15 protein-coding genes and 1 pseudogene are annotated in these 14,196 nt (G+C 41.8%); 9 read left to right on the forward strand and 7 right to left on the reverse strand.

The genetic code is table 11. From position 1 onward, the window contains the following. Positions 1-350: 350 nt before the first annotated feature. Positions 351-1,970 (reverse strand): serine/threonine-protein kinase, encoded by a 1,620-nt coding sequence (locus tag AACS98_RS00075; RefSeq protein ID WP_066374773.1) that lies wholly within the window; start codon positions 1,968-1,970, stop codon positions 351-353. A gap of 534 nt (positions 1,971-2,504) precedes the next feature. Here AACS98_RS00075 and AACS98_RS00080 point away from each other — a divergent pair. Beyond that, positions 2,505-2,648, forward strand: coding sequence for a metallothionein (locus tag AACS98_RS00080; protein WP_445206778.1), 144 nt, complete (start codon positions 2,505-2,507; stop codon positions 2,646-2,648). A gap of 68 nt (positions 2,649-2,716) precedes the next feature. On the opposite strand, the gene hemL is transcribed toward AACS98_RS00080, so the two are convergent. Further along, entirely contained in the window at positions 2,717-4,015 is a 1,299-nt protein-coding gene (gene hemL, locus AACS98_RS00085) for a glutamate-1-semialdehyde 2,1-aminomutase (RefSeq protein WP_066374775.1), read from the reverse strand. A gap of 107 nt (positions 4,016-4,122) precedes the next feature. Between hemL and AACS98_RS00090 the strand changes: the two genes are divergently transcribed. From AACS98_RS00090 to AACS98_RS00105, 4 genes are all read left to right on the forward strand, one after another. Next, positions 4,123-4,317: a ChaB family protein gene (locus AACS98_RS00090; protein ID WP_066374875.1), complete on the forward strand. Its 195-nt coding sequence runs from the start codon at positions 4,123-4,125 to the stop codon at positions 4,315-4,317. 94 nt (positions 4,318-4,411) lie between these two features. Next, positions 4,412-5,062, forward strand: a complete 651-nt coding sequence (hisIE, locus tag AACS98_RS00095) for a bifunctional phosphoribosyl-AMP cyclohydrolase/phosphoribosyl-ATP diphosphatase HisIE (protein WP_066374777.1) — start codon at positions 4,412-4,414, stop codon at positions 5,060-5,062. Between the two features lie 513 nt (positions 5,063-5,575). Further along, the gene (locus AACS98_RS00100) at positions 5,576-5,773 is read left to right on the forward strand and encodes a DUF2811 domain-containing protein (RefSeq protein ID WP_066374876.1); all 198 of its coding nucleotides are present in this window, start codon (positions 5,576-5,578) and stop codon (positions 5,771-5,773) included. Positions 5,774-5,805: 32 nt separating this feature from the next. Then, positions 5,806-5,979 carry a hypothetical protein gene (locus AACS98_RS00105; protein WP_156481652.1) on the forward strand — a complete coding sequence of 58 codons (174 nt, stop codon included), beginning with the start codon at positions 5,806-5,808 and terminating at the stop codon, positions 5,977-5,979. Between the two features lie 1,060 nt (positions 5,980-7,039). On the opposite strand, the gene AACS98_RS00110 is transcribed toward AACS98_RS00105, so the two are convergent. Continuing rightward, the gene (locus AACS98_RS00110; RefSeq protein ID WP_066374877.1) at positions 7,040-7,756 is read right to left on the reverse strand and encodes a response regulator transcription factor; all 717 of its coding nucleotides are present in this window, start codon (positions 7,754-7,756) and stop codon (positions 7,040-7,042) included. A gap of 137 nt (positions 7,757-7,893) precedes the next feature. Here AACS98_RS00110 and AACS98_RS00115 point away from each other — a divergent pair, with 137 nt between their 5' ends. Further along, the gene (locus tag AACS98_RS00115) at positions 7,894-8,028 is read left to right on the forward strand and encodes a hypothetical protein (RefSeq protein ID WP_255362679.1); all 135 of its coding nucleotides are present in this window, start codon (positions 7,894-7,896) and stop codon (positions 8,026-8,028) included. Between the two features lie 409 nt (positions 8,029-8,437). Next, positions 8,438-9,064 carry a CPP1-like family protein gene (locus tag AACS98_RS00120; RefSeq protein WP_066374778.1) on the forward strand — a complete coding sequence of 209 codons (627 nt, stop codon included), beginning with the start codon at positions 8,438-8,440 and terminating at the stop codon, positions 9,062-9,064. A 126-nt stretch (positions 9,065-9,190) separates the two neighbouring features. Here AACS98_RS00120 and AACS98_RS00125 read toward each other — a convergent pair whose 3' ends face one another. The 4 genes and pseudogenes from AACS98_RS00125 to AACS98_RS00140 all read right to left on the reverse strand — a co-directional run. Continuing rightward, the gene (locus AACS98_RS00125; protein ID WP_066374781.1) at positions 9,191-9,898 is read right to left on the reverse strand and encodes an HAD family hydrolase; all 708 of its coding nucleotides are present in this window, start codon (positions 9,896-9,898) and stop codon (positions 9,191-9,193) included. 38 nt (positions 9,899-9,936) lie between these two features. Then, entirely contained in the window at positions 9,937-10,980 is a 1,044-nt protein-coding gene (gene hppD, locus AACS98_RS00130; protein WP_066374783.1) for a 4-hydroxyphenylpyruvate dioxygenase, read from the reverse strand. A 228-nt stretch (positions 10,981-11,208) separates the two neighbouring features. Then, entirely contained in the window at positions 11,209-12,165 is a 957-nt protein-coding gene (locus AACS98_RS00135; RefSeq protein WP_232317095.1) for an NYN domain-containing protein, read from the reverse strand. A 192-nt stretch (positions 12,166-12,357) separates the two neighbouring features. After that, a pseudogene (locus AACS98_RS00140) lies at positions 12,358-12,459 on the reverse strand (IS1/IS1595 family N-terminal zinc-binding domain-containing protein); the annotation flags it as partial. Between the two features lie 134 nt (positions 12,460-12,593). On the opposite strand from AACS98_RS00140, the gene AACS98_RS00145 reads away from it, so the two are divergent. Together AACS98_RS00145 and AACS98_RS00150 are read left to right on the forward strand one after the other, a co-directional pair. Beyond that, positions 12,594-13,193, forward strand: coding sequence for a cytochrome b/b6 domain-containing protein (locus AACS98_RS00145; RefSeq protein ID WP_066374788.1), 600 nt, complete (start codon positions 12,594-12,596; stop codon positions 13,191-13,193). A 261-nt stretch (positions 13,194-13,454) separates the two neighbouring features. Continuing rightward, positions 13,455-14,177, forward strand: a complete 723-nt coding sequence (locus AACS98_RS00150) for a molybdopterin-dependent oxidoreductase (RefSeq protein WP_066374799.1) — start codon at positions 13,455-13,457, stop codon at positions 14,175-14,177. Positions 14,178-14,196: the final 19 nt, after the last annotated feature.

Below are 14,196 nucleotides of genomic sequence, written 5' to 3' on the forward strand. Positions count from 1 at the left end.
AATTCCCTCTATTTCGTGTATCCCAAAATTAATAGAATACTGCATAAATACTTAAATATGTCAGCCAAACAGAAATGCCAACAACTTTTGTCCATACTCCCGATCAAATATCAAACTTATACCGTTTTTAATTAGCTGGCGTGGCGACTGTAGAGACATTATGATGTAACGTCTCTACGGAATATATGAGACGCAACCTGACATAGAATTAGTATAAATCCTGAAATCATCAAATTTTAGTCCAAAATAATCGCTAATGATACTTACCAAAACCAGCTAGTTATAATAATAATTTCTCAATGACAACTGAAAATATACTTAATTTAAAAAACTCACTGGCAATTTTCAAATTACAACAAGCCTCGCTTACCATTGGGACGTATTGTCATCCAATTAGTTTTGGCTAATGCCAATTGTTCATCAGAAATTTTTGCCCCAGTCAGATTAGCACCACAGAGATTTGCTCCCCGCAAATTAGCATGAGTCAAATAAGCATTGCTCAGGTCTGCGCCTCTGAGGTCTGCTCCTTCTAAATCGGCATGATTGAAGTAAGCTTTGTTTAAATTAGCGTCCCTTAAATTGGCACGAGTCAGACTAGCTCTACCAAAATCAGTATTGTGGAGATTAGCTCCTTGCAGATTCGTATGTTGTAATTGAGAAGAATGAAAATTGGTTCCTGATAAATCAGCACCTTGGAGGTTGAGCAAGTTTAAATTGTGTAGAGCAAAATCTCGTCTACCTTTTAAATAGGCTGTGAGTAAAGTTTGGGTATCCAGTCGGCGTGCAACTTTAGATTTTTGACTATGTGAACCATTGCTGTGACTGTTCCCGACAGATGTAGATTTACCTCCGGAAATCCCTGGTCGCATACCGCCTGCGTCTAATCGCGTGTTATCTGCAATTTTGGCTCGCCTAGCCCGAATTGCTGCGGCTACCTGTGATACTCCTAGACCAGTAGCCGCAGCCGAAGGGTTGCTACATAAAACCGCAGAATTTTCTGGACGATGGTGTGTGTGGCTTTTATTGTTAGCCTCTGTTTGAACTAGCAATCCACTAGCTAAACTGTCTAAATACGGCTCGATCTCCAAGGCTCTGAGAACTTCTTTGGCTGACTTGTAGCGATTGCGGACGGAGACTTCTAACATTTTCCGCAGGACATTGATCAGGTGGTCACTGGCTTGTACTAAATGTTCCCACATCACTTCACCCGTGGTGGGATTGTAATCTAAATCTTTAGGTGTTTTACCCGTCATGAGATATACGCAGGTAACACCGAGGGCGTAGATATCACTAGCATAGACTGGACGCATGGCCATTTGCTCTGGAGGTGCAAAACCAGGAGTACCAATGGCATAAGCAGTTAAAGCTGTATGTCCTGATTGATTTGTGGCTGCTTGGTTAACTTGGTTTTTGACTGCGCCAAAGTCAATCAGTACCATTCTGGCATCTTGAGTACGGCGAATTAAGTTAGCTGGCTTGATATCACGATGAATCACTTTGTGATCATGAATGTATTGTAGTAATGGTAGAGTTTCGCTTAAGAATTGCTTGACACCAGCTTCACTAAAAGTGCCATTCAGTTTCACCTCTTGTTGCAGGGTGGAACCACTAATATATTCCTGAACTAAATAGAATTGTTCTTGTGCTTCAAAATAGTCCAACAGTCTGGGTAATTGGGGATGATTACCAATGGTGCCTAGGGTTTTGGCTTCTCGCTCAAACAGTTCTCGCGCCATCTGTAAAACCTGTGGTGCTGTTCCTAAAGGACGTAGTTGCTTAATTACACAACTTGGTTCTCCTGGTAACATTTCATCACGGGCTAAAAAGGTCGCTCCGAAGCCACCCTGACCCAATGGCTTCAACACCCGATAGCGATCGCGCAACAGTAGTTGCGAGCCACAAGATTGACACCTTTGGCTATATGCTACATTCTCTGGATTGGGACAGGTGGGATTTATGCAATAGCTCATGCACTGTCAACTCGCTGCACGAATATTCACGGGGAGCGTTATACTCTGTTTCCATTATTGATATTTCAACTCTGTTCTTACTAGGTAAGTTTTGCGGGAAATCCTTTGAAGAGTTCCTAAAGTTGAATCTAAATTACTGAAAACGATGCTCCCAATCAAATAACTTATTATACTGATGTTAACCAGTCGTGTCGAGTATATATTTTCGCCTGCCATCTACAACCGCGATCGCCTGATTTATTTACTTAAGTAACCGACATGATCGACTTTCTTCAATTCAGCCTCTGGAATTGCGTCTACGTATATTTGCTGAAATAATTTTTGCTGACCGAGCGGCTATACCAACACCTTAACGGGGAACGGCTTCCATTTATCTGGGGGAAATAGTTCACAGCAACGGGAAACGCTTCCCTCCTCTCCGTTCCCTGTTCCCTAGGTATCTTAAGTTATGTAAATAATACATGAATATATGTTCAGATGTTATAGTGTAATAGCTAGAACAAATGGAGTCCAACTATGACAACCGTTACCCAAATGAAGTGCGCCTGTCCGGATTGCTTATGTATCGTTTCTTTAGACAAAGCCATCAGCAAAGAGGGCAAATACTATTGCTCGGAAGGTTGTGCTGAAGGACATAAAACTATCAAAGGCTGCGGTCACGGTGGCTGTGGCTGTTAAACAAAATCAACAACCCTGGCCAAAACTGGACAGGGTTGTGAATAATTATGAACAGCAGCAGTGGCAATCTACAGACTAGATAACACCTCGCGGGCGATCGCAATAGTCTTGTCGATATCTTCCTCAGTGTGAGCCAAAGAGGTAAAACCAGCCTCAAACTGAGAAGGTGCTAAATAAACACCGCGTTCTAACATCCCGCGATGGAAGCGGCCAAATTTAGCTGTATCTGACTTTTTGGCATCTTCGTAGTTATGCACAGGGCCAGAGGTGAAGAATAAACCAAACATGGCACTGATGTGACCACCACAAGCTGCATGACCAGTTTCTTGAGCAACTTGCAACAAACCGTCTGCTAACCGTTTAGTAATCCGTTCTAGATACTCATAAGTACCTGGCTTTTGTAGTAATTCCAGGGTTTTAATCCCCGCCGTCATTGCCAAAGGATTACCTGACAGAGTTCCTGCTTGATACACAGGGCCAGCCGGGGCAATCATCGACATAATATCGCGACGACCGCCATAAGCTCCCACTGGCAACCCGCCACCAATCACTTTACCCAAAGTTGTTAAATCCGGTGTGATGCCAAATTTTTCTTGTGCGCCACCATAGGCAATGCGGAAGCCTGTCATCACTTCATCAAACACGAGTAACGCGCCGTACTCGTGAGTTAGTTCCCGCAAACCTTCTAAAAAGCCAGCATCGGGAGTAATAAAGCCAGCATTACCCACCACCGGCTCTAGAATCACACCGGCAATCTGATCAGGGTTTTCTGCAAATAAAGCTTTGACGGCTTCTAAATCATTGAAAGGGGCGGTCAGAGTGTTGCTAGTGGCTGATTTAGGCACACCTGGGGAATCAGGTAAACCGAGGGTGGCTACACCAGAACCAGCTTTCACCAGGAACATATCAGCGTGTCCGTGGTAGCAGCCTTCAAACTTGATGATTTTCTCGCGGTTGGTGTAAGCTCGCATCAACCGCAATACAGCCATACAAGCTTCTGTACCGGAGTTGACAAATCTCACCATTTCGATGCTAGGAACAGCATCAATCACCATTTCTGCCAGGACATTTTCTAGATATGAGGGCGCACCGAAGCTAGTACCTTTTTCCAAAGCATCATGGAGTGCGCTAATTACTTCTGGATGGGCATGACCACAAATAGCCGGCCCCCAAGTCCCTACATAGTCGATGTATTGGTTGCCGTCTACGTCCCAGATATAAGCACCCTTCACCCGATCAAAAACTATGGGTTGTCCCCCTACAGATTTAAAGGCACGGACTGGGGAACTAACGCCTCCTGGCATGAGGTTTTGGGCAGACGCGAAAATTTCTTGTGATTTGGTGGTTTTAATCGTTGTATTTACCAAGGTTCTCTCCTAACGTGGGCATTCAAAAAAAGCTCTATCTTAGGATAGGGTTAAAAATCCCTCAGAATTTCTATCGTATAGAATTAAACGAACCAAAAAATAACAATATGTTATACAAGTCGAATCAAGACTTGCCTTTAGAGATCCGTAACCAACTATCTGAGGCATACCAAGACCTTTACCGCGCTGCTTATAACTCGGCTATTCATTGGTACGGTGAAGTAGAAAAAGCTCACCAGGTTGCACTCAGTGCTGTCAGAATCCAGTCGGCTATGGCAAAGGATGCGGTTTTACAGAAGTGAAAATCTTACTGTAGGAAAAAATCATGCCAGTTGCCCTATTCTTTAATGATATCGTGAAACCAGGGATCATTTTTATGAGAGCAAATTAGCTGGTATGTTTTCTACCGATTCAGATTCATTACACAAGGCCATCCCCGTGGAAAAAATCCGCTACGATGAACGGGGTTTAGTGCCAGCAATAGTTCAAGACTATTTGGATGGTACGGTCTTAATGATGGCGTGGATGAATCAAGAGTCATTACAAAAGACTTTAGAAACAGCAGAAACTTGGTTTTGGAGTCGTTCCCGTCAGGAATTATGGCATAAGGGGGCGACTTCTGGACATATCCAAAAGGTGCGAAGTATTCGTTATGACTGTGATAGTGATGCTCTGCTGATAGGGGTGGAGCAGATAGGAGATATTGCCTGTCATACGGGTGAGCGCAGTTGTTTTCATCAAGTAGATGGGAAAATTACTGCACCACCAGGGGATACTTTGTCGCAGTTGTTCCAAGTGATATGCGATCGCCGGGATCACCCTACAGAAAGTTCCTATACCTGTAAGTTATTTGCAGGGGGTGATAACAAGATTTTGAAGAAGATTGGTGAAGAAACGGCGGAAGTGGTGATGGCTTTTAAGGATGATGACCAAGAGGCGATCGCCGGTGAGGTGGCAGACTTGCTATACCATACAATGGTGGCTTTGGCTCACCATCAAGTCGATTTAAAAGCAGTTTATCGGAAACTACAAGAACGCCGACGGTAGAGAGGCAGGGGAGTAGGGGAGTAGGGGAGCAGAGGGAGCAGAGGGAGCGGCGGAGAAAATTCCAATGCCCAATGCCCTGTGCATCAATACCAAGATTTTTGTAATTCTTATCATTAGCTGAAAATTTCCTCACCGATTCCACAGAGTTTCCACAGGTGTTCTGACAGTTTTCCACAGCTGCTCTACGAATGAATAGGCTCTTGCCACTTTATTGGGGATTTTTCACTCAGGGTATGTAGAAGCTCAACCAACTGAGTTTTTATGAAGTAATGTTACAAAAAATTGGCTCAAACCCTAATGATGACGTTGACATTTATTTTTTATACCAACGTTTTTAACATTTCGCAGCATTGACAAACCTACCCCCTCTTGTCGCACAATGATGCGGCCGGGTTTTATAGTTGGTTCGACCGCTCACATCAAAATCGACCTGAGATATCAGTGGGGATGTTGTCTGAAACTGCCTCACTGCAAGCAATCACCGCTCTTGACTCACCTTGGAGAAGGAAAACTATGAACGCAACAGTTAGTATTTTTACTGAAATTCCCGAAACTCTTCATGATTCCCTCAAAAACTATTTAGAAACCCATCCAGATTGGGATCAAAATCGAGTCTTGACAGCAGCCCTGTCACTATTTTTGCTGCAAAATGGAGATAGCGATCGCCGTGCTGCCCGTGTTTACCTAGAAACTTTGTTTCATCACTGCTAATTATCAAAGCTGCGCTGCACCAGAAACAGCGAATGTACCAGACACCCTTAATTACCACAGAAATGGGTTTGAGGTTCCCCGTCCTTCTAGGACGGCTTTCTGATAGAATAGCAGAAACAGGCAGGGCATTGTCTGTTGGGCGAGGCGATATCAGACGGGCTTTCGCCTGCTATCGCTGTTTTAACCCAGAATCTCCAACCTTCTAGGGCGGGGATTGTGTCAATGGTACAAACCTGGCTTTTGCTACTTCCGAGTTTTTCCCAAATCAACAGGAATGATTGAGCAATACATTAGATATCAGGATGATCAGTGGAGAAATTTCCTTGCTTAGATGCGTAGATACGCGCTTAACTGAACCTGATAAAATTATGGGCAAGGAAAGATGAATTCTCCATGCCCTATGCTCAATTTTAAGTTTGATGAGTTAGTTTGATCAATTAAGCGTCGAGGTTTGTTGAACTCTCCTGGCTTTGAAAAACCAGGATTCTGAACTGATAAGTAAGTAGGCTTAATTAATTGTTAGATAGTGGAACAGGCTTCTAGCCTGTTGACGGGCTAGAAGCCCATCCCACATTTTATATTTAATTGCAACCACCTACTTATTGCTATGCCTGCTATAAGCAGACTACGCAATGTTTGTTCTGCCCCAAAGGGGTTTTGACTGGCTCAAACAGTCCTACCTGCCGCGACCAATTGCTTGGCTGTACGGCTACTTTTGGTCAACTTATGATGCTTTTTGTTATGGGTTTTTCACCAACATCATCAGGAAAAATTTACCATAAGTCTCGTCTTAAAACAACAGGTTAAAACCTGTTGAGTCCGTGTTACCCGTTAAACTAAACTTGCTTAAATCTGTTCAAAGACTTAAGACGTTAGCTTCCTGTTTCATTCTGGTAATGTCGGCATTATCCAGTCCACAGGCTTAAAATCGGGCGTAACTCACCCTATTTTGGAGTTTTTACATTGAGAGGCTTTGCTACTTTACTCCCTGATTTTCAGCCATTTAAAATTTCTGGATTTTCTCAATTACCTTGCTACAGGCTGGCTACTCTCAAAAGTTTTGTACAGGTTCTCAAGCCTAAAATTTTTTTAGCTTGGTTTTCGCTTATCCCTAATCATAGTGGATTTTGAGTAAGTTTGAGCAAGTTTTTCAGCACTGTTTAATTCCCTACGGGGAAACAAGCTACATCCCCTCTCTAAAGAGTAGGGGTTCTCACACTCCCACTATGTTTTGATAGTGCAACAACTCTGAACAAAAACTAATATTCAGGAATTTGTTTCTAACTGGGAGTTAGTAGAACATTCAAATTTATACCCAACTCCACGTACAGTCTGAATTAGTGCCGGTTGGGTGACATCAACTTCAATTTTCTTACGAATTTGACCAATATGCACGTCTACAACGCGCTGATCACCAACATATTCATAATCCCAGACTTCTTGAATCAGTTCTGCACGCCGCCACACTCTACCAGGATGGCTAGCTAAAAAATGCAGTAGGTCAAATTCTAAAGCTGTTAAGGGTACGGGTTCGTTGTTGAGTGTTACCTCGCGCCGCACCGGATCGATCATCAATTTTTCAAATACTAGGCGTTTTTGTTCGGCGGTGGTGACAACTCGCTGTCTTCTCAAAATCGCTGCTACTCTGACTTCTAGTTCTCCTAAGCCAAACGGTTTAGTGAGATAGTCATCAGCACCTTTAGAAAAGCCGCGAATCTTGTCAGCCTCATCTGCACGGCTAGTCAGCATGAGAACAAAAACACCATTACGACTTTGCATCTCTTGGCAGAGGTTAAACCCAATCACATCTGGTAAATTCACATCGAGAATTACCAAGTCGGGGTTAAATTGCTCAAATAAAGACAAGGCTGTCTTACCATCTTCAGCCGCCTCTACCTGATAGTTTTGCTTCAACAAAAAGCGTTGGATTAAATTCCGAACCGCCGAGTCGTCATCTACTACAAGAATCTTGGCAGGAGCCATGACCATCACTTTTCACAAAATTTATTAATATTAACAGTAGTTTTGCGTAAATACGCAGTTTCCACTTGGGATTATTTTAGAGACTACAAAGCTCAAAAATAAATTTTCTCAGTTATCCAGATCCTAGTGTAATCAAGATGCTGAACAACGACACTGGGAAAGCTATAGTAGCTATTTTGACGATTAAAATCAGGTATTATGTTCAACTTCATGTCCAGCTACCCAATGTCAGCTTAGGAGCCACAAATGCTGATTTAGCCGGGAGATTTTAGGAATCTCATGAGAATGGGCATGGAAAACTGTTTAATTTTATAACTTTATGTGGATTGATACCACTACTGAATTTGGGACTCAATCATGGTAATTTCCTCAAATTACGGTGAATTGCTCTCATCAGCAACAGAAAAGATTTTTGCGAAAATCAAGGATTTTTGCGGTATTTCCAGTTGCAATTCTAGGTTATAACCAGAACTGGTCAACGACATGAGGGTATGCACGGAGTTGTGACAATATGTTAAAGTGGCTGTAGTTAAAATTATCGGTCAATCTGGCTAACGCGTGCTACTATCCTGGTAGAGCATAAAATTCGGTCGATACTTTTGTTTTCGATCAAATTAAAATCTAAAATTGTTATTCTTCAACACAAAACTGCCGCAGACTAAGGCTGAAGTATAAACTCCCATGAGCGATCAAAATCCCTACGAAAAACTTGGGGTATCAGAAGATGCTAGCTTCGATGAGATTCAAGATGCTCGCAATCGTCTGATGGAGCAATATAGTGGCGATGCCAAGAGTTTAGAAATCGTTGAGGCGGCTTACGATGCGATTTTAATGGATCGCTTACGGATGCGCCAGGAAGGAAAAATCAAGGTACCTGAGCGTATCCGCTTCCCAGAACTGAGAGTACAATCGCCTCCTAAAGAAAGCCCAACCCCTCGTGAAAAGTCACCTGCGTGGCTGCAAAATCTCCTAGATCAGCCGACAACGGCAGATGTGCTGTTACCTGGTGCTTGGTATGTGGGTTTGAGTACGATTAGTATTTTTTACCCAGCTACAGGCGATCAGGTTTTACAGCTGGCGTTAGTGGTTGGGGTAGGAGTGAGTGTTTACTTTCTTAACCGCAAGGAAGGTAGATTTGGCCGAGCAGTTTTGTTTACTCTGATTGGGCTAATTATCGGCTTAATTGCAGGGGGACTAATTGCTGGCTGGCTCTTGCCACAAATAACGTTTCTCAATCTCACAGCTAATCAGTTTTCGACTGTGCTGACGTTTATATTGTTGTGGTTAGTTAGCAGTTTTTTGCGTTAAATCAATCGAACATTCTAACTCAGCCTTCAGAAAACCGATTCACCCAGCCATACCCCAACCAACCTAATTACTGTCAAGAAGAAATACAGCTACTACCCCCTCCCTATTCAGGAAGGGGTTATTAATTTAACTTTTTACGGCGACAGTGGCGACTGCGGATTTTAAAATCACGTCTACGGCAGTGCTTAAATTCGGCACAATCAAGTCAGGTTGATAAAGTTCTAATTGGGTGCGATCGCGAATCCCAGACTCGACGGCTATGACTTTGATATCATGCTTTTTGGCGGCGGCAATGTCGGCTTCTGTATCCCCCACCATCCACGTATCAGCTGCCGGTGGTAATTCTGCCAATGCCTTTGTCATTAATAAGGGTTTATCTTCAATATCACGGGTTTTTACATAGTCATTACTCAGGCAATAACAGCGATTTTCTGGAAAAAATTTGGTTAAATCGTGTTTTTGGCAGGCATAGTCTAATTCTCGGACTCGGCGCATTGTCATTACCGCTAAATCAATCCCCGCCTGTTGAATTTTTAATAATGCTTCGACAGCACCGGGGATGAGGCTGTCATACTCAAAATAAGGTTGTGTGTGTACTGTTTTGCGTCGTAATTGGGCGAATTCTTGGGCTTGCTGCTCATCTAAACCAGAGTTTAAGGCAATTTGCTTTTCAGGAACACGTTCACGCTTCATCTGCCAAAATTCCGCTTTCGACAGCTGTCGCACTGGTTGATCAGGAGAGCGAATTTCCTGTAAACAAAATTGATAAACACGGTAGTATCTCTGGGAAACATCCATAATCGGGCCGTCGAAGTCGGTAATTAGTCTCAGCATTGGCGCAAGTTAATGTTAATTTTTATGAAATTATCCCATTATTGGAGAGTGCCGCGTTTAATTTGTTCAGTTTCAATGGCTTCAAACAAGGCGCGGAAATTTCCTTCACCAAAGCCTTGCGCTTGACGACGACGTTCAATAAATTCAAAGAAAAAGGTTGGTTGTCCAAAGATGGGCTGAGTAAAAATTTGTAACAATACGCCGGGATGAACATCTGGTTGCCAATCGACTAAAATTTGCTGTTGGGCGATCGCTTCTAATTCCACAGGTGATAAAGGCAGTTTGGGGCGTTTTTGCAGTTGTGAGTAGTAGGTTTGGGGAACGGAAAGTAAGGATAAACCACGCTGACGAAATTGGGCGATCGCATCCACTAAATTCGGTGTTTGCAAAGCAATATGTTGAATTCCCGCACCACGATTTACATCTAAAAATTCCTGTATTTGGGAATTTCTGGAAGCTGGCTGATTAATCGGTAATTGTACGCTACCATTGCGGGAAACCATCACTTGACTATACAAGGCAGAGCGAGCAGTTTGAATTTTAAAACTTTGTCGCGGTTGAAAATCTAACACTTTGTGATACCAATTCACCGCCGCCTCTAAATCACCTGCTGCTACATTCAACACTACATGATCAATAGCGGTGACAAAGTGAGTTGATGCAGTTATTTGAGAATCTTCATCTGGTATCGGTAGTGTTTCGAGTAATGTATGCGTCAACCCACCCCAAGCGGTGATTTTGCTGCACTTGCGGGTAAGATTACCGATTTGGCGTTCCGCAATCGATTGTAAAACTGTAGCACCGTTAGCTTGAGCGTGGGCGATCGCCGCTTCCACATCTTCCACCACAAAAGCAATATCCGCCACACCAGGGGGATGTTGTCGCAAAAATTCCGCCACTGGGCTAGTTGGTAATAACGGCGCAGACAGCAAAAACTTAACAACACCACTTTTAACCGCCTCTGTGCGCGTGTGGAAGGAACGGATACCACTGGCTATGGGCGTAAAACCCAAATAATTGACAAACCAATCCCGCCAGACTTGAGCATCTTCTACATAAAAGTGAACATGATCAATTTTCATAAACTCTCAAAATCTAGCACTACAGCTTATATAACTCTAAATTCTCTCTTTATAGTTATATTTCCGAGTCTTTCCTAGGCAATAATTATTTAAACACACTTCGTTGAGGTAGTGCTTCCGTAGACAAAGCCTACACTATAGCACCGCCTACCACAAGATTTTTAAAATTACCAGTAATATTTACATTTATTTAATATATTTATATTATACCAAATGAAAGCATAAAATTTACTGACACCGAGTTATTTCGTATTCCTTGCCACTCAGTTTTAAACTAAATTTAGGGGATGACTGTAAAAACTTGGTAAAACTAGAACCTAGTTTTAATTCCTTGATAATTGCATTCGGAGATTTACCACAGGTTTTACGTAATTCTGAGCCTAGCTTGGACACAGTTAACTTAGTTGTAGGCGATGCAATATAGGTATTATTAATAATATCTATAAGCAGATTTTCTAATTCAGCTTGAGAATTAATTGCTTTGACAGTAGAATTTAATTGTGTCAACTCATCCGGCGAGGAAGATGATAAATTTTTTTCTGATTTTACTGAATTTTTCTCATTAAATTCCAGATGACATCGCTCTTGAAAAAGAGTGGCTATCTCTACTAAATTATTCAGCTTTGCCTCAATAGATTCTTGTTCAGCTTTAATTAAACTCTCAATTTTCTGCACCACATCCTCTAAAGAAGGAACTGCCATTGCTAACGACAGATGATAAAAAATATCTTTTCCTGTCTGACGGTTTTCTATATGCAAAATTTGCCCTTGTCGCCGCACCCAATATACTGTCAACCCTTGATTTTGCAATTGATTACACAGGTGAGTTAAAATTCCATCGCCAGAACAGACTAAAACTTCTTTAACACTGGGATAAGAACGTAAAATACTAGCACCAATCGCAATCATTTTGGCATCAGCACCATCTTTACCATCAGGAACATGAATCAGTTGATAACCACGTTCATATAATTCCACATCATGCTTACTCACACTAGGATTTTTCCAATTAGCAAACCCGATTTTAGTAGTCAGAGGATATTGACAGATACTAGCCAAAAATACCTCTACTTCCAGAGAAATTTTTAAATTTTCTACATCTAAAAGCAATAGAGAACTGCCTAACTCTACCGAATTATTTTGAATCTCTAATTGTTGGTGAATTATCTTGATAATTTTACCCACAACAGGCGACTCTAACCAACCAGTAGCGAGGATGGTTTGCAGGATTTGTGTCAAGGATTCTAAACTATCAGTAGCGTTTGTCTGTACAGAGTTGCTTTCTAAAGTCAGTTTTGTAGCGGGAGTTACCGATATTTGCTTATGTCCGTTAATATCCGCAATCAATTCATCTTTTTGGGCATAGGGTAAAGCAGATTCTAGGAATTGTTTACCGCAATTTTTACAAAGGTAATTCTGCTTACCATTCCGATGACCATTTTTACGGTATGAAGTTGATGCACAGTGAGGACATTTCATTTTTGTGTTGAGCTTGTCTTGTGCTGATGATTACCTTTAAATATGCTATTTGAAAAGTATACTTTACATTTTTTAAGATAACTGTTAAATAATGTTTAATAAAAACCTCTAAAAACAAAATTTTATCCGTAAATATGACTACAACCAATCCGAAACAACCGCGCAAGTTACCGACTCAGGCGATAGGGGCGAAAATTTTTCATACTATCAACATCATTAGCTTATTCCTGATGATGACAAGTGGATTGCAAATTTACAACGCTAACCCAGTGTTTGGCGGGCGTTCAGGTTTACATATTCCGCCGATATTTACATTAGGAGGTTGGTTAGCAGGTGGTAGACATTGGCACTTTGCGGCGATGTGGTTATTTTCCTTAAATCTTTTCTGGTATGGAATTTATATTGTCATCACTCGACGTTGGCGGCATAGATTTGTCGGTGCGAATGACTTGAAAGCATTACAAAAAACTAAAAATTCCCAGCGTTTAGTATATGCTTGGCATCGCATTGTTTACACATCGATAATTCCAATTTTGCTGTTGGCATTACTCACAGGTATAGGTATGTATAAACCTGCTCAATTTCCTTGGATTGTCGATATGTTTGGTAGTTGGCAAGGATTGAGAATTGTGCATTTCGCTTCAGTGCCAATGGTGGTAATATTTACAATTATTCATGCAGCTTTAGGTCGTCAAGCTGGAGGTGAAAAACTTACAGAGTCAATGTTTTGGTGAAACTATAGGAATTCGATTTGATTATTGGAATTACTTGTGTAGTTAGGGAACAGGGAATAGGGAACAGGGAACAGGGAACAGGGAATAGGGAACAGGGAACAGGTAGGAACAGGGAATAGGGAATAGGGAATAGGGAATAGGGAATAGGGAATAGGGAATAGGTAGGAACAGGGAATAGGTAGGAACAGGGGTTTACTGAGTTTTTTTTCAGAAATCAAATATGGTTCCTATATCAAATACAAGCATACTGCATAATTAAATATGAATTTAATTCGCTTACGTCGTCCCCAATTAACACGCCGTGAATTCTTGAAAATTTCCGGTGTTTCTAGCATAGGTTTATTGCTTGGTGGTTGTGGTACTCCAATATTTGAAGATTTGGTTGGTACACTTTCTGCGCCACTGAATCAAAAAGTTGAGAAACTAATATTTAATCAACACAAGTTAGTACCAGAATTTTCGCCGAGTGAAATTCAACCAGAAGCTTTGATAGTGAATAGCTTTCGGTATACGCCAATTATTGACTTAGAAAAATATCGTTTAGTCATTGATGGCGAGGTAAATAATCCTTTGAGTCTCAGCATGGCAGAAATTCAGAGTTTACCGCTAACTTCCATGATTATACGCCATGTTTGTGTCGAAGGTTGGGCGGCGATTGTCCAATGGGGTGGTGTGCGTCTGCAAGAAATTATTGCGCTGGCGCAACCTAAAAACAATGTCCGCTATGCTTATTTTAAATCTGCTGATGGCTACTATGAAAGTTGGGATATTGCTTCAGCTTTACACCCACAAACCCTGTTAGCTTATCAAAAAAATGGCGCAGCTTTGCCAGTAGAAAATGGTGCGCCTTTACGTTTAGCTTCTCCGATTAAATTGGGTTATAAACAAAGTAAGTGGGTTACTCAAATTACCCTCACCAGTTATTTAACACCTTTTAAGGGTTATTGGGAAGATCAGGGTTATGAATGGTTTGCCGGCATCTAAATCAAGGAGGTTCAAGGGA

The organism is Anabaena sp. CA = ATCC 33047 (genome assembly GCF_963870205.1).
Taxonomy (GTDB): domain Bacteria; phylum Cyanobacteriota; class Cyanobacteriia; order Cyanobacteriales; family Nostocaceae; genus Trichormus.